10 protein-coding genes are annotated in these 22,123 nt (G+C 36.3%); 4 read left to right on the plus strand and 6 right to left on the minus strand.

Going from position 1 to position 22,123, the window contains the following annotated elements:
- Positions 1-81 precede the first annotated feature (81 nt).
- Together EZ428_RS19255 and EZ428_RS19260 are read right to left on the minus strand one after the other, a co-directional pair.
- Positions 82-825 (minus strand): hypothetical protein, encoded by a 744-nt coding sequence (locus EZ428_RS19255; protein ID WP_131554829.1) that lies wholly within the window; start codon positions 823-825, stop codon positions 82-84.
- The gene (locus tag EZ428_RS19260) at positions 782-7,183 is read right to left on the minus strand and encodes a hypothetical protein (RefSeq protein ID WP_131554830.1); all 6,402 of its coding nucleotides are present in this window, start codon (positions 7,181-7,183) and stop codon (positions 782-784) included. The genes EZ428_RS19255 and EZ428_RS19260 overlap by 44 nt, the downstream gene beginning before the upstream one ends.
- A 292-nt stretch (positions 7,184-7,475) precedes the next feature.
- Between EZ428_RS19260 and EZ428_RS19265 the strand changes: the two genes are divergently transcribed.
- Positions 7,476-7,880, plus strand: a complete 405-nt coding sequence (locus EZ428_RS19265; RefSeq protein ID WP_131554831.1) for a hypothetical protein — start codon at positions 7,476-7,478, stop codon at positions 7,878-7,880.
- Positions 7,881-8,481: 601 nt separating this feature from the next.
- On the opposite strand, the gene EZ428_RS19270 is transcribed toward EZ428_RS19265, so the two are convergent.
- From EZ428_RS19270 to EZ428_RS19285, 4 genes are all read right to left on the minus strand, one after another.
- On the minus strand, positions 8,482-10,332 hold the full coding sequence (locus EZ428_RS19270) for a tetratricopeptide repeat protein (protein ID WP_131554832.1): 1,851 nt from the start codon (positions 10,330-10,332) through the stop codon (positions 8,482-8,484).
- 93 nt (positions 10,333-10,425) lie between these two features.
- The gene (locus tag EZ428_RS19275; RefSeq protein WP_131554833.1) at positions 10,426-12,015 is read right to left on the minus strand and encodes a hypothetical protein; all 1,590 of its coding nucleotides are present in this window, start codon (positions 12,013-12,015) and stop codon (positions 10,426-10,428) included.
- A 7-nt stretch (positions 12,016-12,022) separates the two neighbouring features.
- Positions 12,023-14,140 carry an ATP-binding protein gene (locus tag EZ428_RS19280; protein WP_131554834.1) on the minus strand — a complete coding sequence of 706 codons (2,118 nt, stop codon included), beginning with the start codon at positions 14,138-14,140 and terminating at the stop codon, positions 12,023-12,025.
- A gap of 452 nt (positions 14,141-14,592) precedes the next feature.
- Complete coding sequence (locus tag EZ428_RS19285) at positions 14,593-15,456, minus strand: DUF2971 domain-containing protein (RefSeq protein WP_165501828.1); 864 nt, start codon at positions 15,454-15,456, stop codon at positions 14,593-14,595.
- Positions 15,457-15,720: 264 nt separating this feature from the next.
- Between EZ428_RS19285 and EZ428_RS19290 the strand changes: the two genes are divergently transcribed.
- From EZ428_RS19290 to EZ428_RS19300, 3 genes are read left to right on the plus strand one after another with little or no spacing between them, the layout of a single operon-like run.
- Positions 15,721-17,388, plus strand: a complete 1,668-nt coding sequence (locus EZ428_RS19290) for a DNA cytosine methyltransferase (RefSeq protein WP_225871098.1) — start codon at positions 15,721-15,723, stop codon at positions 17,386-17,388.
- A gap of 25 nt (positions 17,389-17,413) precedes the next feature.
- Positions 17,414-18,943, plus strand: a complete 1,530-nt coding sequence (locus tag EZ428_RS19295; RefSeq protein WP_131554837.1) for an ATP-binding protein — start codon at positions 17,414-17,416, stop codon at positions 18,941-18,943.
- On the plus strand, positions 18,940-22,119 hold the full coding sequence (locus tag EZ428_RS19300; protein WP_131554838.1) for a Z1 domain-containing protein: 3,180 nt from the start codon (positions 18,940-18,942) through the stop codon (positions 22,117-22,119). Before EZ428_RS19295 ends, EZ428_RS19300 begins: the two co-directional genes overlap by 4 nt.
- Positions 22,120-22,123: the final 4 nt, after the last annotated feature.

Below are 22,123 nucleotides of genomic sequence, written 5' to 3' on the forward strand. Positions count from 1 at the left end.
CTATAATTATTGAATTTACAATTTGGAAAGGCAGGCATTCTAGGCAGCGACCAGGCGTGCGTAATTGAACAATAAACAAGTCTAATCATCCAGAAAATCGTTAAATTCATCATCACCATCTTCTTCCCAATCCGGTTCATTTTTTTCGCCCAATACCGCTGTTTTAAGCTGTTCATATTTCTGCAATTGCAGGTTCAATAATTTTTCAATCCTTTTGAAAACCAGCTCAATTTTTTCAGGCTTTCTTCCTTTCTTTTTGCTGCCAGCAGGAGTATATACAATCCTAATGGGATTTTTATCACGTTGCAGAACTTGATCGATAAAATCTAATATTTCTTTTTCTTCTACTGATAATAGATTAGGAAACTCACTCCACTCCTTTTCCTTCAATAGCATCTCTTGTCCTACACTCGCTAATAAGGTCAGGTCAAAAACATTCTGGGAGGAGTTCCTCATTGTCTCTGCGAAATTCCCCCATTCAGAATGATCTTCATAACTCCTACTTCGAGCCCAATAATCAATATCAGGATCATTCTTTCTCAATGAATTAATAACTTCGACAGCTGATGAAAGACCAATCAATGGCCTGGTTCCTCGTGGAAAGTCATTGCGGTTTTTCCATATCCCTAAAATTACTTCACATGCTTTCGCCTGCAACACTGTCTTTTTTTCTCCATCATGTTCGTTTTCTACAGAAATAATCAGTTCCGACAGATAATGTGCCATCCAACTTAAGGTAGTATCCCTTTGGTCATGCTTTGAAAACTCTTTGACGAGCTTTTTACCAAGATCTATAATTTCCTGAGAGTGTTTCGATTGTTCCATTGGCATTGAATAAGTATATTTTGCTGTAAGGCGGATAATATTTGTGGTCTCGTCGATCTACGCGGCGACTGATTTCAATTTTTACGATTAGATCCTTGCCTATATCAGTTAAAAAAGATTTTAAAGCATCCCTCTTTATCTTCAAAAGCACTCCACCACTGGTAAAATCATTGTACTCGGGTTTTTCTTTTAGCGTTGACCAGCTCAAAAATGATGAGATCCAATCATCAAACCCCTCGTTCTCGCGAAAGCAATAGGAGTAATCATCTGTGGATTTACAGCCACTCCATTTGAAAAATTCATTCCCGGGGCGTATCCTTGAAGTTGACACATCCCTGAACAAAGGGTCATTATCATCAATTCCTTCCGCCTCTGTCTTTTCTTCAAATAACCAGCTATCCAGTTTAAACTGTGGGAAACGTTTTTTCATAGCATGCTTTGCACTATCATCATAATCTTGGTCATTTTCCAGGTTTATGTAGTTATCGTTAGCATTCCGAGTTTGGAACATCCTAAGCAGAGCCCTGCTTGTGGAGGTATTTACCAGCCCGGAACGCACACTTATAGTCTCATAATCTTTTCCATAATGTACCTTTGCTCCCAGGTGAACGACCAATGTCTGTTCGTCCTCCAAACCCAAATGGCTATCGAAATCCCCATGGCCAATATCCCATTCCCAATCAGTATTTCCATCTCGATTTTCAATCCAATATTTTTCAATCAAGGGCGTAGGCTCGTTTAGATCCGACAACCAGAAGTCTTTCCAGCATAGGGCCCATCCTTCAAGCCATTGCTGCCAGGTTTCCCTCCAGCTATCTTCCACCACCACTAATTGCTTTGTATGCAATAAGCTCGTCGCTGCACAGAACATCCCATGGTATTCATAATATGCACTTAAATCTTCGACCCTTGGTTCAGAACCATGCCGATTACTGGTGTCGTTATAATCCGCATCCCGGATATGGTTATCCTTTCTTACTTCTCCAACATACCCCCAATTTTCGGTAATGAACTTGTCTGCTATTGTTGCAACCCCATATTGGCTAACCTTGAATATTCGACCAAGCGGCTCATACCAGTAAGGGAGCGTATCCATTGTATCGAAATCAAAGGTAAGCTCGGTTCTGTCTCGCTCTGTAGGGTATTCACTTCTTTCTACGTTTAAGGTTTCAAATGGGGTAGAAAGCGCATTGATGATTTCCTCGATCTCCTCTTCAGAAAAAATGCTGGCGTCATGTTTTATTATTGATAGTGCCGCAGATTGAACAAAATACCTTATTTGCGCGTGTGGTAAATCGGTGTTACGTATTTCAGCAATCATATAAGATGAAAGTGGCGCAATGACATCTGGGCTTTCCTTACTGATCCTTTCAATCGCTATCCAGAGATATAATTTGGCCGAAATCCAGTAAAAGGTAAAGTTTTGATCTTGAAATGGATGGCACCAGTGCTCATTTTGCATTTCCAGCAACAGTTTTAACACCACGCCATTTTTCAACCGTGACAGGCGGCGTAGGACATGTGCGCTGATCCACCTGATCTTCTTCTTTGGATGCCCCAAATTATATCGGATAAAATTAGCGATGACCTCATCAGGTGTACCACTGGTCAAAATCCCCTCAAAATCTGTACTGGCGAAATCCTCTGGTACTCGTTCGATCCACCTGTTTAGCATCCATGACAATATCTCGTTACGGTTTTCCGGCTCAAGTAAAGGATAAACCACAGATAACATCTGATAGAGGACGCTAGAAGAGAAATCATCCAGCTCCTCTGGAATCATTTTAATCAACGACATGGCAAATTCCTTATGATCGATCTCCAGAATATTTGCTAGTCTTTTCAAAGTTTCATAACTGATATGGTCATCATAGAAGAATATTGAGAACCATTTACGAACTATTTTTTCGTAGGCGGTTGACTTCCATTCGTTTACTTTTGAATTCTTTTTCCATGCCGTCAAAAATATACCGAGGCCAGTTTCAAAATCACTATAACAGATACCATGATCACCGATTTCAACCAGTGCATTCAAAAAGGCGACATGTTGTTGAATATCTGCATTGATTCCAACTTCCTCAAACAGTATTTGGAAATTGACAAACTCACTTTTTTTTCCTGCCTTTATGCTTGCAATGAGATTTTTAAAGACAGAAGCATCAACCACCTTTTGTTTTTGAATGACCGCCCTATAGGATTCACCTTTTTGTTTATCGTTTGTTTTGGCTGCCACCTCAATTGGCTTTTCCGGAATAATAGTCGACAATCTTGAAATGTACTTTTCAAATTCAGTTATAATATTTTTGTCGGTAAATTTGCCGCTTTTGAACAAGCTTAAAAAATTGCTGACAAAACCTGTGTTATTGATGCTTGGCCGGTGTAACTTGATATCACGGATCATTTGACGCAAAGCTTCATTTTTTAATTGATGATCCTTTTTCAAGTCAATCTTATCCATCAAAATCCTGTAATAATGCTGCAGATCATCATAATAATATCTGTTCATTGCCAGAAAAGCTACTCCGACATCTACAGGAAGGAAGTCCATTGCCAAAGCCTCAGTAATCAGTTCCAGAAAATGTTTGTCTGTGGCTTTCACATAACGGTGATCCCACTGGCAAACTCCCGCAAATGCGGTTCGAATGTCCAGTTTTGCCAAAGTCGGAACAATTATATGCCACGGAAAACCGTCCCAGTTACTTAACTTCTGTGCGCAGTATTCTGAATATCGAAAAAACTTAACGGCAAGATCTGGATTGTTCAGCGGAGGCGATTTTTCCATAAAATCCCGAAGACTTCTAATTTGATCGAAGACTTCAAAGTCAATTTCGCTAGACGCAATAACCATTTTATCGAAATAATATTTCCCCATTTCAAGAGAGCAGGTGCTTCCCATTACCGCCGCTCTGGTATAGTTTTCCACTAGCTCCCTGCCTGAAAGGTTGGCGTTATCAATGATATCCTCCAAATGACCAAGCATTTGCCCAACTACTTCAGAAAAACGTTTTTTCTTGCTTAATTTTTCGCAAATGGAGAGCAAAAGGTCTATGTTCCTAAGATCTCTTTTTTCAATTTTCTCCATAATGATATCCACGAATGCATTTCCTCGCTGATGGAAAGAAATATCCAAAAGTTTAAGCAGTATAAACTTTTGCAGACCCGTAGCATCATGACGTCCATAATAATTTAATTCCCAGTCATTGGCAAAACTCTTAAGTTGATCTTGAATCTTTTGTGAATGGGATTTGACAGGTAACTTTCCAAAAAAGTAACCGGCCCTGATCTGGTAAGCAGGTAGTAAATGCGAATAGATTCTTTCAAATCCTTTCACCTGATCTTCCACTTTTGATTTGATCTTGTTGTCATTGCTATCAAATTTTTCCTGAAGGTCCTTTGGATAAAAATCACGGTTGACAAACGAGGCATTTTCAAAAAACTTAAGAATCACTCCCTTTCTCAACAGGATGTCCAGATTTACCAGTTCGGATTTCCCCGTTGAGTAAAATCCTGGTGCATGGTTTGGTACTGGCACTTGGATATTTGGCAGAATAAACTTTACCCTTTCATATTTGACACCTGCCTTTAAACAGTATTCACAAAATGCAATGACAGCTGTTAACAACTCCCCTTCCCATTTGGTCTTGACGCGGAAGAGAACCTGAATATCCTTTAACATCTTATCTATATCTAAAGGCGGCTTAAGACCATTGAGAAAGTATAGCTGAACAATCAGAAGTCTAAGATCAATGCGCAAACTATCGCCATGGATCTTAAGCCATTTATCCGCAAGGTGGGTACTTCCGTTTGCAATAAGGTTTCTTAGCAGGGTTTCTGCAACTTCGAATAGAGTCTGTTTAGGTTTCCAGCCTTGTATCCAATCGACCGCTTTGTCAGCTCCGGAAATATGCAGGATCGCCTCGGCACCGTAAGCCAAATCTGATGCTTTCAGCTTATATTTCTCCAATTCATCTTCTTCAAGATTTCGACGGTAATCCACCCATTCCTTTGCCTTTTTCAGGTGTTGCTTGGCTAGTTCTATCGTTTCAGGTTGGCGGGCATATATAGCTGCATTCCTATAGTGTACGGGACCGAACCAGCCTGGATTTCCCGACTGGAAGTAGATTTTCTGATTAGTCTGAAGATTGCCATATTTAGCTGCAAGGTCAGGTCTTTCAAATAGTATGTTCTCTAAAACTTTATTGGTTTTCGCCGCTTCGGCAGCCACAACCTGTAGTTTAATAAAATCCTGTGGGTTAAAATCCACTGAGGCATTCCGCATCGCCGTTTTTGCACGGTCGATGAACACCTCCTTGTTTTTTACCGGGTCCAACGGATAGTCCAGGTAATTTCTATCAATCACTAATTCCCTGAGTTCGCTAAATTTCTCGGCTTTATTTAAAAAATTAGCAAGATGGGTACTGGCATATTCATCCTCACCTGCCCGCTCCAATAGTGCAACTGCAATCTTGGCATAGTCTTCTTTAGCCAACTTATAGGTTTTTCTAAGGTATGTCTCAAAATCTTCATCCCGGAAAGTGAATTCTTGCTGATGTTCCAACACTTCCCTCCAGAGATCTACTCTTATATCATTCAGATTCCCTTCTGTGAGTGCAGTTGTGTGTTTTACAAAAGCAAAAGGAATGGGTCGCGGCAGTGCGATTAAACTTTTCAAAAAGACCGTAACTTCCTTCTTAGATGCTTTTCTTTCGGCTTCTTTGACCCTTAATCGAAAAATCTGTTCAAGTGTTTTACCATTTGGTTTCAATGGCATCATTTTTTCGGCAAGGCTTTTCCCAGGAAGCTCCAGTGCATAGGCCATAACCCTTGGAACAGAATTCGTGAGCTTTCTAAACTCATTAACAACCTCTTCAGTGATATCCGTGAACTGTCTTTCCAAAAACACCAACGTCTCTGAATACGAGAATGGCAATAACTGAATTTCTTTTGTCTCAAGGGGAAGATCCAGTGTGGCCAGGCGTTCAGTGCGTGCAGATAAAATAATTTTGCAGCCTTCTGGAAATTCCATCTGTATTACATCCTTGACAAATGGCCTACCATCGAAGACTTCAGCAGCAGTAACACTATTATCCGCCGCGTCAAATATTATTGCAAGAATTGCCTCTGGATTTAATGTTCGGATAATTGCTAGTGCCGCAATGACACGCTCCTTGAATTGCTTTAAATAAAACTCATCAGTCCCAGCTAAGTTTAGGAGTAAATTTGAACCTGTTTTTACGGATAGTTCATTACAAAGTTGGATAATTCCCGCACCATGCTTATGTCTCCTGTCCTCTGGATCAAGATAACTTCCTCCCCCGTAACAATCAAAAATGATCGTAACGGAATTTTCCGGTAGCACATCGGGAATCATATTCACGATGGTCGACTTTCCGATTCCAGCACCCCCATGCATGCAAATTATCGAATTTTCTTTGCATACAATTTCATCTCCAATGGCTAAAAGCTGTTCTCTGGCAATCAGGATTTCAGGCTTAATTATCTCATTTTTTACCGGAAAAATGGTAGAAATATCGTGAAAACCAAATGCATATAATACATCAGGCAGACTTATGGTATTTATTGCCTTCTGTTCTGGCATCATTTTGCCCCAGATAAGCTTATGCAGGTATGTATGCTCAACAGAACTTCTAAATGATGTTAGAGAGGAAATTGCCGAAATAATTTTCTGCTCAATCTGAAACCGTGAGCCTTCATCGCAATCAGAAAAATCAAGTACATTGATAAAATCAACAAAATCTGACTCCGATAGCTTCGATGCCTTGTACAATCTGGCCAATTCCTTCTGCTGTGCTACACTAAGAACTTTATTCACAGCATTGAGATCAATGGCATTAGGGGCCTGAAGTTTTGAGAATTGTTTTACTGCATTAACTACAGCAATAAGTTTTTCAGCCGCAGGTCTATTGCTCACCAATTTAATAGATAATTTGGACAGAACTGTTTGCCTATCTACCTGAGCGGATAGTTTAGTATAAAATACTGCTAAACGATCTATGATTGAACCATCTATCCCGCCTTTTCTACTGATGCAGAGTCTCGCGGGCGTCCAGTCCTTATCAGGTGTACGCGTACTATATTTGAGTTGTGAAACTACGATTCTTTCAGCTTCACTGAAATTTAGGCCACCGTAATATTCCGTTAAGTCTACGCCTAAATTCATACCACCTGATGTATCGAAAAAGGAAAGATCCTGATTTGAAAGATTTTCCACAGCAATCGCCTTTAGACCATCCTTATGAAAGTTGATGAGCTTTAGACTTTTCTGGATAGCCCATAAAATATGAAAATCATCACCCGCACTGGATTCGGCAGCATCTGGTGTAGTATCTTGGAGCATTATTGTTATTTTATTTGGTTCAGTTTCTTTAAGTCTGTTAAATTACTAAACTAATCTCAATAAATTAGGATACGTTTATACTACAGGTTATAGCAAGGTAAATTGCTAAGCTCTAGGTATAAATTTAGATTTGTCGAATAAAAAACATGTAATTATGTATATCCTTTTCAAGAGGCACAAACAAGCTGAGTATTTATATACTGTTATGGGCAAAGCCCTTACGATTTGTCAAAGGTTCGAAGAATCCGTTAAGTTTGTAATGAATGTTGTCCTATCTTCTCACGGGTACAATATGAACAAAATAAACCTGGATGCCATATTCGACGTTAACAGCCGCGACCATAAGAAAATATTTAATTTGACGCTTGGAAACCGACTGAAGCACCCATGGTTGATTGAGACAGTCTATTTTAACGACGAAAACTTAAAAATTCTGACTGAGGGTAAGGAAGCAAGAAATTATCTCTGTCACGAAAGCACATTGGGCTTCTCATTTGGATTTGATCTCATAGAAAACTATAGGCCTGTTGAAGATTTTCTGCTAATCAAACAAAATATTGATAAACTTTGCAATGCTTTTGTTCTTATTTCAGAATTCCATTACCAAATCCAAGAGAAAGAACCCTCACAATATACAGGAGAGAATTATATGGAGCAATTAAAGGAATGGATTTTTATAAATGACGCATCCATTTAGCACTTTAATGATCATTTTTAACCTTATTGCCCGCAAGGGCCGCCCGAAATTTGGGCATAGCAAAGCACTAAGAACAATCTTTCCCTAGTGCCTAAATTTGCTATATAACACTCCTAATTCAACGCATTCACGCCCACTTTTGCAAAATCAATGCACAAATCTAATATCGCTTGAGCTCTGTTTAATGCGTTACCATTCATAATTGAATTAAATTTTGCTGTTGTGGTCTGCGATTGATAAAGCTCGAACCAGAAATAAGACTATAAAATTGTCAATAATAGCAAATTGAGTATAATTTTTCAGATTTTATTTTTCTTTACACCGTCAGGGTACCCATATAGGGCTCGAACCAAAAAACATTCTTTATTGGCTCTATTCGACGATTTGAATATCGCTTAAAAACAAAAAAGCCCTTTAAGATAACTTAAAGGGCTCACGGGTCGGCAACGGTGCGTAATTCGAACCATTTTGTGGACGAATTGATCGAAATAGGCGGGTTTTCGAAAATTTTGAAAGAATAATTCTGGCGAACTTATCTCAACATGTCATTGTGTTTTTAATAATGTATAAAGGAATCTACAGAAAAATTAATGGGCTTAATTTATTTCATTCTCATCTTTGTTTTCTTATTAGAATCAGGATATTTTTCTGCCCTGACTAAAGCATTTATTGCAGAAATGGTATGAGAGTGATTATTACCAAATATTTCTGTATAAATTTCAATCGCTTTCTTAAGGTGAAAAATTGCAGAATTTTGGTCGCCTTTAAAAAAGTATGTTGTTCCCAAATTGTAAAGGGCTGCTGCCTCGCTTTGCCTTATCCCAATTTCTCTTGCAATTTGCAGTCCCAAACTCGAATATTTTAAGCAATTATCATAATCCTCTAGTTGGAGAAAAAAATTTGTTAGGTTTTGCAACGCTATACATTCCCCTTGCCTGTCACTAATCTGCTGTGTTAATTTTAAGCTGTGCAATACCGACTCAAATGCTTTATCAATATCACCTTTTAGAAAAAGAGCCACCCCTAAACTGCACAACATACTCCCTTCTGTTTGTTTATTTCCTCTAGAAAGAGCTATAGGCAATCCACGTTCAAGTATTTTAATTACATTGTCATAATCTCCAATTTGATTATAAACGTTTACAAGATTTCCTATACATGAGCATAAACTTTCAGGCTCATGTAGTGAAGCTAATCCCAGTGCTTTATTAAAGGCGGTAATTGCTTCATCAAATTCTCTTAAATTTCTATAAACGTTTCCGAGTGCTTGCAATTGCGATATCTCAGCTTGGGTATTACCAATTTCACGGCATGCCTTAACTGATTCTTCTAAACATGATTTTGCCTCTTTATATTTACCGATGGCGTTTAAGGTCATTCCAATACTGCCAAGTTGTGCATAAAAAAATATTTGATTATTTTCTTGTTGAGCAATTTGCAGACCCATTTCCCATAGTTTAATAGTAAGATCATATTCACCAATATCGAAAAATAACCTTGCCGCAATTTGATTTTTCATACCTAACGAATATGAAGATGCTTCGTGGAACCATTTGTTGACGTTCTCTTTCCAAAAATATTCTGATTTTCTAAATTCATAATCTTGTGGTATGATACTTTTCCACAGTAATTCAGTGAATAAATTGATATTTAAAAAAAATCTTTGCCCTGTGTAACTTTTGAACGGGTTTTTAAATTCCTTGGCTGAAATATCTTCGCTTTTTACTTCTTCAATAAAATGTTCTAAAAATAATATTTGACTTCTATTCTCTTCGATAGATTCCACTAACGGTGAAATATCGAACACATCAGAACAGCTGTAACCGAGAACAAGTATATTAGGATTAATCAATCCCGAAAAAAAAGAAGTAATTACATTATTTTTGTGTTGGCTGACCGTTTTTCTAGCGACTAACTCTAAAGTAATCGCCATTTCTTTTTGATTTGCAATAGAGCCATGTATCTTTATAAGCCGAATGGTGTCAGTCTTCCAATTAATATTTCCAAATTCCACATCATTCGAAAATACTTGATAGTCGTTCCCTTCTACTAACCCAATTTCATTTAAAGCATTTTCAATTAACATATCGAAATTTGTTGTTAAAACAGTTTTAACATGTCCTAATTTTAATAGCTGCGCAATAAGGTCGTGATTTGTGTTCGGTATTCCTTTTGAAAAAATATCTAAAATATCCTCTATATCTTGTTCTTCGGTTAAAGTCTGAATAAATGATTCGAAGGGCAAATTCGATTGTAAAATCTTTTCTGCATCATTAATATTTACTTGGAGTAATGTTAAAATATATTTAATTAAGTCATTGGCTAATGGAAGTCCAGAATTGAATGAAATTCCTGCACCACAGAAAATCGCCGTGTTCCCAAGATTTAATTTCTCAATTATTGCAGAAATTATTTCTCTAATATTTATAGCATCATTTTTAGAAGCAGTCAATTTTAAGTAATTTATCAGATCTAAATATAATGAGAGGTTTTGTTATCAAGAAACTAACATCTGGAATTGCCTTATTTAATAGCGGCAATTGCTTTATTCGATAAACGAAATGCCAGGGCGATTAACATGTGAAGATAATTGAGCTATAATATCCAAAAGCAGTTCTCTCTTTAATCTGTATTTTACCTCTCTTTTCTTTGCATTAGCTTTATCCAATGCATTGAACAAATGATAATCAAATATCAATTTATATTCCAATTCATCAATATTAAAGCTGGGAGCTACTGGATATATATGAGCACCACCTCTAGCATCATCCTCATATTTTTTTGGATACATTAAGCCAGGTAATGTTCTTGATCTTTTCCACTTTTGCTGTGCATAGTCACATATTGGAGATACTTCAAGATCAATCAGAAAATATTCTTCAACCTTCCCGCTCATTTTTTTAAGAAAACTACCAATATACTGCTCTTTTTTCTTCTCTTCTGGATTTAGATAAATATTGCCAGGTATTAATTCTTGGCTAGGAGAGAGCTCAATGTGTAATTTTGTATTTAGTGAAGGTGGTAATAAGTGATATTTTTCTAGAACTTGTAATGAAGATTTTTTATCATCTGCGTTCATTTTTGTATCTGCGTTAAAACCGTTCCTTAATTTTACTTGGTTAACAGCTTTTTTAACTGATATATTGTTTTTAAGAATTTCTGATTCAGTGCTTGATAATTTTAGAGAGAAGTTGTCAGTCCCAACCATATCAATGTAAACAATATCATTTTGAAGTGAAATATGATTTGGTATTTTAATACCTTTCATTTCATGTTCAACATTATCGACCAGTGAGATATTTAATGTATTTATTGCTTCTTGAATTAATACATCTTCAGAAACCTGATTTTGCCCGACCCTTGCAATACCCATTCTCTTTAACACGTTTCTTGCATTAATTTCCCAATGCTCATTGTTATCTATTAAAGTTGATACTTCGTAAACCATTCGTGCCGCTGCTTTCTTTACTAGATTTTCCCAAATGACAAATAAATGGAAGGCTCCAGCCTTTTCAAGTTCTGTTTTAAGTTGCTTTTCTATAATTTCAATCGCATCTGGTTTTGCTTCATACTCTGTTGTATATTCTTCTTTTAATGCACCTGTTACTGCTGAGATAACCGTTTCAATATCTTCATCATGAATTTGTCCTTCCAATAAATCATTTAACTTATCAATAAATGCATCATTCTCTATTGAAGGGATTTGTTTGCTTTCTAAGCAAGAAGCTTTGTCGAAGTTAACTATACAAGCGGGAATAAGATGGTCGTGTTTATATATCTCATTTTTTACGGCTTCCGAGTAGGTATTAAATTTTTTGCTCCATATAACCAATAGATATGGGCCATTTTTTTCAGAGATTACTTTTAGTAAGACATTTATTATTGATTTTGCAATTTGATGCTCATCGTTAGTTTCAATTATCTGAAGATCAAGAAATAATAATCTAACATTTTGAACAGGGGTTTCAGGTAAATCTTCCTTTACATTACCTTGGTAATATGTTGTAGCTATACCCTTTTTAGATAAAGCTTTAACTATTGGCAATGCTTCTGTAGGCTGGTCGTCAATTACTACAACAGACCCATTTTCAGGTATTAACTGGGCTTCTGTTTGCGTATCTGTTTTTGGTGCCATTTTATTCCTATTGCTTTGAAATGTAAAAACCGAGACCCAAGATTGCACCTGCATTAAAGTCTTTTGGAATATTGACATTATCAGCTGAAGGAAAGAGTAATTCTCCGCCATTGCTTTTCATTATTTCATCTGCAATATGTAAACCAATCCCAATACCATCTTCTTTATTAGAGATGAATGGACGGATTGCGTCCTCATAAGGGATTGTAAATCCTGGACCATTATCAGCTATTATTATTGTAATAAAGCCATCTATTTCTTCAACAATATCAATAAAAATTTCTTTATTTTGGACTTTACCGAAGCTCATCCAATAAATTGAATTGTCAATAATATTAATTATTGTTCCTGTTATTAAACTATCAGAACATTTTGCCTTTGTTGCAAACCCCTTTTCATCTTCAAATGCGCGAATAATTTTCACACCGTGAGCCTTTAATCGATATTCGACGTTCCACAGAGCATTACTTATTATTTTAGTTAGATCGGATTCTTTCCTAGATTTTCTCCGGATTAGTCCGCTGTAGCCATCAACAAGTTTACCTAAATGCCATGTAAGGGCTTTAACCCTCTCTTCGCTGTTTGGTTTGCCTACATCATCTACAACATAAAGTAATTCTTGAATGATTTTTTCTATCTCATGAATTACAATGCTCAAGCTTAGTCCAGCACTAGCACTCCGAATATAAATGTCACTTATAGTTTTATAATCAGCAGCAATTTCATCTATTATACCAAGGATTTCAGATCTGCTTTTGTTATCTGGTAATACACCATTAACCTTTTCGCGTAAAACATCAAGATTATCTACTACTGGAACTTTTTTTGACTTACTTGAATAATGGCTTCTTAATTTATCCTTATCAATATTCCTTTGTGTTATAATTCGGTTTATTGCAAAGTGTATAGCTTTAAAAAATTCAGCATATGCATCATTTTCTAAGAAACCTTCACGATTGGTTTTTTCTATTAAGTCTTTACTTTGTATTCGGCTTAGTTGTACTGCACCAATAACAATGTTATTGCTTATTCTCGCAGTTGGAAGATTAACCCGGTCAATATCTAGACTTAACCAATCATTTCCAGGTTCCCCATAGTCATAAACACGGATTCCATCCCTATAAATGCGCATCCCTCCGTTTAGTTTCAGATAATCCTTCAATCCTTTTCTGTCAGCTACTCCGAGCGACAGAATATTACTGTCAAAATCAAAAATCAACATTTTAATCTTTACTTCTCCAACTCTAAAATGTGAGAGGTCGATATCTTTGATGACTTTCTTCTTTAAGGTCTCATCATATACTCTTTGAACCATATCTATGTTCACCTCTGAATGAGTCCGTTCCCTAAGATGGGTCATTGTCGCATAGGGACTGAATTTATAGTCAAGTCTTTTAATCTGATTATCCTCAATATCCATTTCAGCTGAAAACAGTGCACTGTCTTCAATCTCCTTGAATTTAAGTAACCCAGATAGCCATTCTTGGCGGTCGATTTTAAATAATACCTTGAAGGAGTTTATAGATTCAAAAGGAGAGTTTAGAGAATTTACGGCTCTATAAATTTCTCTTACAGACCCTCTAGTCCAAGTAGTTCTTAACGATCTGATTATAATTTTGGTCCCATGTCCATTATTAGAAAATGTCTGTGGAGTCCTTGCTACCAAGTTGATTGGGATTTTATCTAACGATTCATCATTATCAAAGTCTTTCCAGTTTATTTTCAAAACTGCTTCATCACTCGCTTGCGTTTTACTTATAAGTTCAATTTCTTCACCAAGTTTGTGTACTCCGAACCTTCCAATTCCTTTTTCTCCTAGCGGTATTCTATTACAAGCACTTACAAAATTTTCATCATCAACTTGCTTTTTCTTGAAGGTAGTTCCGGGTTGTAGCCATACATTTTTGATTAAATCATAGTCCATTCCAAAACCATCGTCTTCAATTATAATTTGGCCAAATTCCTTACTGTGCAAGTTAGATAGGGTTATCGTTACCCTATTTGCACAAGCGTCATAAGAATTTTTTATTAATTCAAGTAAAGCAATGCTTTCGCTTCTTATCAACTGGTCTCCCAGCTGTAAAATCAATCTTGCTTTTGGTTTGAATCCTAATTCGTCACTCATTATTTTTGTTTACAGGGATTTAGTGTTTTATAAATGTATTCAATTTTTTAATAATGAAGCAAGGTTTTTATCATCTTAATCTGAAAGCTTACATAATTGATTTCAATACATCGTTTACAATACCAGAATTTGATATGCTACATAAGTAGTTACTGGTTGGCGTACTTGATCGAGCTGTGGGTTCTACTACCACAGATATAATATTGGTTGGGAATGTCTGAACTCTTGCAGCTTCCCCTACCGCAAAACTTCTACACTGTACGGGATTATGATGTATATGTCGACCTTTTGATTTGTGGCTAGTTATCTACACCCAAGAAGTACTGAAGTGGAACCAGTTTTATGTTTAAATTTAACTCAATTACCACATTAATCATTTATATTAAATTGAAAACGATTTTGCACGCGAAAGAGAATTATTTAACTAATCTCAACTCCTAATAATTTAACAATTATTCAATCAAATCGTCAATAATTACTTCGAACTGTCCAAGTATCCTTCTCGCTATTTTAAACTTAATAGTTTTTGATTTCAAATGAACTATATTCATAAGAGCTTCTCTTTGTGAATTAGGCATTTTTTCTCCAATAATAATACATTTAAGAGATTGGATAGGATATTTTAAATTTACCCCGCTTTTATCAATGCAACTAGTTTGCATAATTAAACGAAGTTCTTCTTCATATTGCCATTCAATTGATTTAGTAGCTAGCATTTTCTGGTAGATTTCTCGATTTTTTAAATATACAGTATCAAGATATTCTTTATACATTCGAATTTCAGAATGTGCATTGTGTTTTTGATTTCGATTTAAAGTTGTGAATTTAAGTCTACCTTCTATTTCATATATAGTATCTTCGTGATAATTTACTTGATCATTCAAAACTGCCACCACAGCTGTATCAATTATCGGTGGCTTATTTGCGTATAAAACGTCAAATATTTCAGCATTAACTTCATTTGTCAAAAGTTTATCTCTATCATATTCTATACAAAAACCCCGTAAACCATTAGCGTAGTGAGCCCACATTAATAAATTGTTAGGGCTTTTACTAAAGCAGCTTATCCTAGCTCCATCAATAGTAAGAGGAACACTTGGTTCGGTATCTTCCAAAGACAAAACTAAATCTTCATAATATTCCAAAGCATTTGAATCTAGGGCATCATCAAAACCCCAAGCTTTTATAATTTCATTAACTCTAGGTGAGTTTGATGCTTTGTCGGGAAAACCTGTATAAATTTCACTTCTACATTCAAAAGGATCATTAAAACTTTCGTAATGATTCATGTAAAATTGATTATTTAATAAATTCATTAATGAATAATCAGTGAATGAAAAATATTTAAACATATTAATTCGATGTATTTGAGTTATGATATGAAATAATTTTAAGGAAGTCTCTACATTATTTAAAAGCCTTTGCTTTACCCTTTTTTCTTTTTAGTGAGACTTCTTGCTAACATTTAGCATGTGAATAATCACATCCTTCTAAATTTAATAAAAAAAGTGATATTGTACAATTAAGACATTAGATGTTTTTCGTAACGTTTATAAACTGTTTTATGCTTTACCCACAAAATGTATCTTATTACTTTTTTATTGGTAACTTTAAAAGCTTATAACCGATTTTTAAATAATATTTTTTGTTGCTTTATGGCTATTCCGATCATAGATATTTTTGCTGGCCCTGGAGGATTGGGAGAAGGCTTTTCAGCATTAATTAATGACGAAAACCAACGAGCTTTCAAAATTGCGCTTTCCATTGAAAAAGACCCTCTTGCTCATCAAACCTTAACGCTGAGAAGTTTTTTCAGACAATTTGAAGTTGGGGATGTTCCTGAAGAATATTATGAATTTGTACGAGGTAAGATTAGTATCGAAGACCTTTACCGTGCTTGGCCAATTGAGGCTGAACATGCCCAAAGAGAAGCTTGGTGCGGAACATTAGGAGACCCTGACGAACATGACCAGAATGCTGTTTCAGATGATGAAGTTGATGACAAAATCCGTACCGTACTAAATGGAGAACAGGATTGGTTACTTATTGGTGGGCCGCCATGTCAGGCATATTCGCTAGTTGGTAGATCGAGAAGACAAGAAAGAATATTAAACGAAGAAACTGACAAGCGTGTTGGATTGTACAAACAATATTTAAGAATTTTGGCCAAACACAGTCCTTCAGTTTTTGTTATGGAAAATGTGAAGGGTATTCTTTCTGCTGAAACGTCAGAAAATCAAGTATTCTCGAAAATACTAGAAGACCTATCTGACCCATCGGCTTGTTATCCCCAAAATGGTGAAAATGAATTCAATTGTCCAGGATATAGGATATACTCTTTAGTCACTGAGCCCGAGAACTTCGATGAAAATGGCAATCCGACATATAGACCGAAAAACTTTGTGATCCAAGCTGAGAAATACGGTGTTCCGCAAACACGTCATCGAGTTATATTATTAGGGATAAGACGCGATATTGAGATCAATCCTCAAATAATTTACGGTAGAGATGAAGTTTCCATAGGTTCGGTAATTAACTCATTACCAAAATTAAGGAGTGGCCTTTCCAAAGGTGTAGATAGCTTTAATGCCTGGTTCTCTTTAATTGAGGGAATTTTGGAAGGAGATACACTAAATGATGTGGATGCAGAAATTATTACAGACATTCGAGAAAAGATCTTACAAATAGAGGATCCTCATTTTGGAAAAGGAGCTGATTACATAGAAATAGAAAACCTACAAATTGGCTATTTACCTGAATGGTATCTTGACAATCGACTTAATGGTGTTTTAAACCATGCTTCAAGATCCCATATGAATAGCGATATTCATAGGTATCTATTTGTATCCTGCTTCGGAAACATCAAACAACAATCACCGAAGCTGAGTGATTTTCCAGAGGGCCTTCTCCCCGCACATTTAAATGTAAGACAAGGGATAGATGATAAAAAATTTGCAGATCGCTTTAGGGTACAGATAGCTAACCGGGCATCGAAAACAGTAACCAGTCATATTTCAAAGGACGGACATTATTATATACATCCTGACCCTACCCAATGCAGAAGCTTGACTGTTAGAGAGGCGGCTAGAATACAGACTTTCCCAGACAATTATTTTTTCTGTGGGCCAAGAACATCACAGTTCCACCAAGTTGGAAATGCAGTACCACCTTATTTAGCTTTTCAGATTGCCGAAGTGGTCAACCATGTCTTTGAAGAGATGGAAATACTAGCTGTTCATAACAATTAGCACAAAAGATTTAACACTCTCAATAATGCAAAACAAGATCGATGAAAATTACGAAGATGTAAGTCCCAATCCCGAATACCTTATTAAGTCGATTGCAGAACAAGGATATAGCTTGGAAACTGCATTAGCTGATCTAATGGATAACTCAATCTCGGCCAATGCAACAAAGATTGAGGCTCTGATAAAAATGGATAAAGAGCCCTTTACACTATATCTTACGGACAATGGTAATGGAATGAATGAGGAAGTATTAAAATCGAGTATGCGATTTCCTAGCAATTCCCCAGAAAGTGAGAGAGGTATTATTGACCTAGGCCGTTTCGGTCTTGGAATGAAAACCGCCTCGTTTTCCCAGACCAGATGTTTTACTGTTATATCAAAACAGAAAGGTACTTTAGAATATTCTGGGAGGACTTGGGATGTTGCACACCTAAAAAAAGAGAAACGTTGGGAACTAAAGATAAACAGTCAAGCTGAGATTGGCATTTTATTGAAGGATTATTCTGAATTGAGTGATGGACATCTCAACCGCTTTGAAAATTTTGAAGCAAATACAATAGTAATTTGGCAAGGTCTATATAAATTCGAGAACTATCTTGAAGATGATAACCGCCAGAAAGCCCTCAAAAAAGAAATCACCGAAGTGACATCTGATTATCTTTCTCTTGTATTTCATCGATTTATGGAGCGTAAAGAATATCCGCTAGAAATACGCATAAACAACAACCTCATTATTCCTTTTAACCCTTTCCCCACTGAACAAAAGGATTTTAGGCCTATGGAATATAAACAAAGGCACTTCAGCACCGATACGATAAAAATGGAAGGATTTATCCTGCCATCAAGAAGTGTAGAGGAAAGCAAGCAACGACATTCAATCTGGACTACAAAAAACCGTGGGCTGATGGATATGGAAGGGATTTATATTTATCGTGCTGATAGGATTATTCTCTTTGGGGGTTGGAATGGATTGATTAAAAAAGGGCCTCGTCTTCAGTTGGCAAGGCTTAGAGTAGATGTAGGAAATAGTGTAGATCACCTTTTGCATTTGAATGTTGCAAAGTCACAAATTGTCATTCCTCACGACCTTAAGAATGCGTTTGAAAATTATATAGAAGAACTTAAAATTGAAGCTGAGCGTGAATACTTCAATAGAGGAATTAGAAAATTTGCAGGTAATAAAAAAGGAAACGTCGCTCAACTCTTCGAAAGAGTTGCTTCCAATAAAGGCATATTGCTAAAGCTTAATGCGGAATTTGCCTTAACCAAGTCATTCAAGGCAACACTTAATGATGAACAGGCTACTCTTTTCAGGTTAATATCAAAAATGGTAAATACCCAGATTAATGAGATTCGTCAAGCTCATCAGGATACGGCTTATTCTGGTGTTTCAGAAAAAGATGAGATTGAACCCATGGATTTAGAAAAATGTATTATTGAACTAAAGAAAAATGGACTTTCAGTTGAAAGTATACGTGAAGATATATTACCAGGACTTGGTTTTAACCTATCTTCATTGCCAGAAGCCATCATTAACCTCTTAAATAGACCATGAATTATAGCAACTACATTGAGGTTATAAAAAACCTCATCTCGAACAAAGCTAAAGAATATTCAGTCAGTAATAAGCTAGACCATCTTTTTTTTGAAAATCTTCTAGAACAGATTAAACAACCTGTATTTACGATATTTAATCTTTATAGTTTTCCTGTAATAGATGATACAACCTTAATGCAATATTATCAGATTGCTCTTAAGGAATACCTTTCCATAAATCCGATAATTATAGAACCTAGTCACGCCCTTACAAAGGAAGGATTTAAGACTTGGCTTACCAAAGAGTACCTTGGAGTTGACTTCAAGTGGAATTATACAGATCGCTACCTTACCCAACTTGCAAAAACTGGTCGTAGTGAGAAGGTTGTATCCGAAATAGAATTATCTAGTCTTTCAATTGTTGAAAAAATGGGGAATCCTAAATCTAATGAATCTTTCTACACCCGTGGACTAGTAGTAGGAAGTGTGCAATCTGGAAAAACTGGAAATTTTAATGCTGTTATCAATCGATCAATTGATTTGGGCTATGGACTAATAATCATTCTTTCTGGTATAATGGAAGACCTCAGAAGCCAGACCCAGCTCAGAATAGAAAGTGATGTAATTGGTGAAGGTCAAAATTTAGAAACTCAAAAAAATCAGACAAAAGGAGTTGGCAAAATTAGGAGATTTGGAAAACTGGGAGACACCGCAGTTGAACAGGTGATTTCTATCACCTCTTCAAAATCGGATTTTAACAACAACTTGGTTAATGCCGATTTTTCGCTCAATCACACAAACATTTTAGTGTGCAAGAAAAACGTTGGAGTGCTCAAAAACTTGATCATTTGGCTTCATGATTATATTGGAGAGGATAAGACTAGGCACGATATTCCCATGTTGATTATTGATGATGAGGCAGATAATGCTTCACTTAACAATGAAGGGAAAAAAGGTCGTGAATATGCTTCGAAGATTAATGGCCATATCAGGGCGCTTTTGAGTCTTTTTAACAAAAAGACATACTTAGGATATACAGCAACTCCCTTTGCAAATGTACTACAAGATAGAAATCCCGCAAGTGAGGCAAAATGGGTGATTGATACCAAACTTTTGGAAGCTGACGGAACATTCAAGAGGAAACTTCTTGAACAGGAAGATTATCTATTCCCAGACGACTTTATCATTCTTTTGAATCCGCCGTCGAATTATATTGGTGCTAAACAAATCTTTGAAACCGCAATTGAAGAATACCCGAATGACAAAATACCCTTAGTAGAGGTTGTGAGTGACCATATCCCATCATTTCCGACAAGAGTTTGGACAAATGAAGATGGTGTACTTGTTGGTATTAAGCATTATGAGAATAAAGATGCCTTTGATGATGATGGAGGATATCTTGATTTTATTGATTACAACGATTATAAAAGAAGTACTAGAGCGGGTAGATCGGGAGACATATTCCCAGAAATATTACCAGAGTCTCTAAAAGAAAGCGTTATTTGTTTTATTCTCGCAACTGCAATTAGGGAAAGCAGAAAGAAAAATATGCTACAGTCGGCATTGTATAACCCACATAATACAATGCTCATCCATATATCTAGGTTTACTTTATGGCAAAATAGAACGAGAGACCTCGTGCAACAATTCGTATCCGATCTAGAATCAAGTATTGGCACAGATCTACCAAACGATCCTAAATCAATTTACGCAGATTTTGAAAGATATTGGTACACATACTATGCAGGGATAATCGAGTCAATTCAGAGCTATCTTCCGGTTAATTATGAGGATAAGTTTATGGCTCCAATTAGTTTTGAGGCCTTGAAAAAGTATATTCCTGATGCAATTAGGAACATTGAGGTCAAAGCCATTAACAACGTTACCAAAGATAAACTTGAATATCCATCTAATTCACCAAAAAAAGTAATTGCAGTTGGTGGGAACAGGCTTTCCCGTGGCTTTACCCTTGAAGGTCTAACTATTAATTATTTCATCCGTTCAACGAATTATTCTGACACCCTTCTTCAAATGGGAAGATGGTTCGGTTATCGTCCTGGCTATCTAGACTGCTGTAAATTATTCATAACCCAAGATTCTGTAGACAAATTTGATTCTACTACCCGGGCAATCGAAGAGTTAGAGATTGAATTTAGAAAAATGGAATCCAAAGGCAAAACGCCTGAAAATTTTATCTTAAGGGTAAAAAAGCATCCTGGGACGCTAAAAATCACTCGTCCTTCAATATTAAAAGGCACAAAAGAGGTTAACTGGTCTTATCAGGATCAGCTCGAACAGACTACTAGATTTCATGTTAACAATAAAAAAATTAATGCTGTCTGGCAAAGTTTTAAAGATAATATCGTAAAGAAGCATAATTTTTCAGAAACGAAAGATGGTTTTATGACTGCCAATACCGATGCAAATGGGGCAATTGAGATTATTCGAGGGGAAAACAATTTCCCTGAAGAAGATCGAGCGAGCATGATTAAGTTTATTGAACTTTGTCAAGTGAAGAAATTTCTTGGCAATTGGACGATAGCTATCAAGAGCAATGGGCAAGCAAACTCTACTAGAGGCAAAGGTAAGCTGACAAAAGCGGAATCAGGACTTCCAAGTGATCTAACTCTTAGTATTAGAAGAGGTCCGAAACTCAATACGAATGGTGATACAACAAGGTATAGGCTAAATTTTTTAAACAAAATGATTTTCGATGCTTCTGGTAAGTCAGCCAATATTATTTCTTCAGGAGGCGACTTGAATCTCCTTTTAGATGAACCACAGATACAAGCCGCAATTGCTGAGTTTAGAGTAGAACGCACCAATAATTTTCTTAAGAAAAATAAGGATTGGGATTTGGCAGAGGCAGAAGAAGCAGCAGCTAAACTAACTGTTCCGGAAAGAGTTTTTAGAGAAAAAATGAAACCGCAAGAAGGGCTTATGATTATTTATCTGTTTGATTCATACTATACTTTTTTGCAAGAGCGTGGTGGCGAAGATGAAGAATTTTCTGAACTCGTAAAGGAGCAGAATATTAATTTAAATGTTCCTATTATAGGTATTGCGATTGGTTTTCCTCCGATAGAGCCGGACCCAGGCGGCGTATACGTCCATGGAGACTATGAGCTGGAAACTGATGAAGATCTTGACAGCATTGAAGACGCAGAACTTTCCATTCCTCAAGACTCATTTTAAGAAT

The organism is Pedobacter frigiditerrae (assembly GCF_004331645.1).
Lineage (GTDB): Bacteria > Bacteroidota > Bacteroidia > Sphingobacteriales > Sphingobacteriaceae > Pedobacter > Pedobacter frigiditerrae.

Excerpts from the sequence above, each read along its gene's own strand:
- EZ428_RS19255 (WP_131554829.1), bottom strand. The coding sequence starts at position 825 with ATGGAACAATCGAAACACTCTCAGGAAATTATAGATCTTGGTAAAAAG.
- EZ428_RS19300 (WP_131554838.1), top strand. The coding sequence starts at position 18,940 with ATGAATTATAGCAACTACATTGAGGTTATAAAAAACCTCATCTCGAAC.
- EZ428_RS19285 (WP_165501828.1), bottom strand. The coding sequence starts at position 15,456 with ATGAATTTATTAAATAATCAATTTTACATGAATCATTACGAAAGTTTT.
- EZ428_RS19275 (WP_131554833.1), bottom strand. The coding sequence starts at position 12,015 with ATGGCACCAAAAACAGATACGCAAACAGAAGCCCAGTTAATACCTGAA.
- EZ428_RS19280 (WP_131554834.1), bottom strand. The coding sequence starts at position 14,140 with ATGAGTGACGAATTAGGATTCAAACCAAAAGCAAGATTGATTTTACAG.
- EZ428_RS19295 (WP_131554837.1), top strand. The coding sequence starts at position 17,414 with ATGCAAAACAAGATCGATGAAAATTACGAAGATGTAAGTCCCAATCCC.
- EZ428_RS19265 (WP_131554831.1), top strand. The coding sequence starts at position 7,476 with ATGAACAAAATAAACCTGGATGCCATATTCGACGTTAACAGCCGCGAC.
- EZ428_RS19260 (WP_131554830.1), bottom strand. The coding sequence starts at position 7,183 with ATGCTCCAAGATACTACACCAGATGCTGCCGAATCCAGTGCGGGTGAT.
- EZ428_RS19290 (WP_225871098.1), top strand. The coding sequence starts at position 15,721 with ATGTATCTTATTACTTTTTTATTGGTAACTTTAAAAGCTTATAACCGA.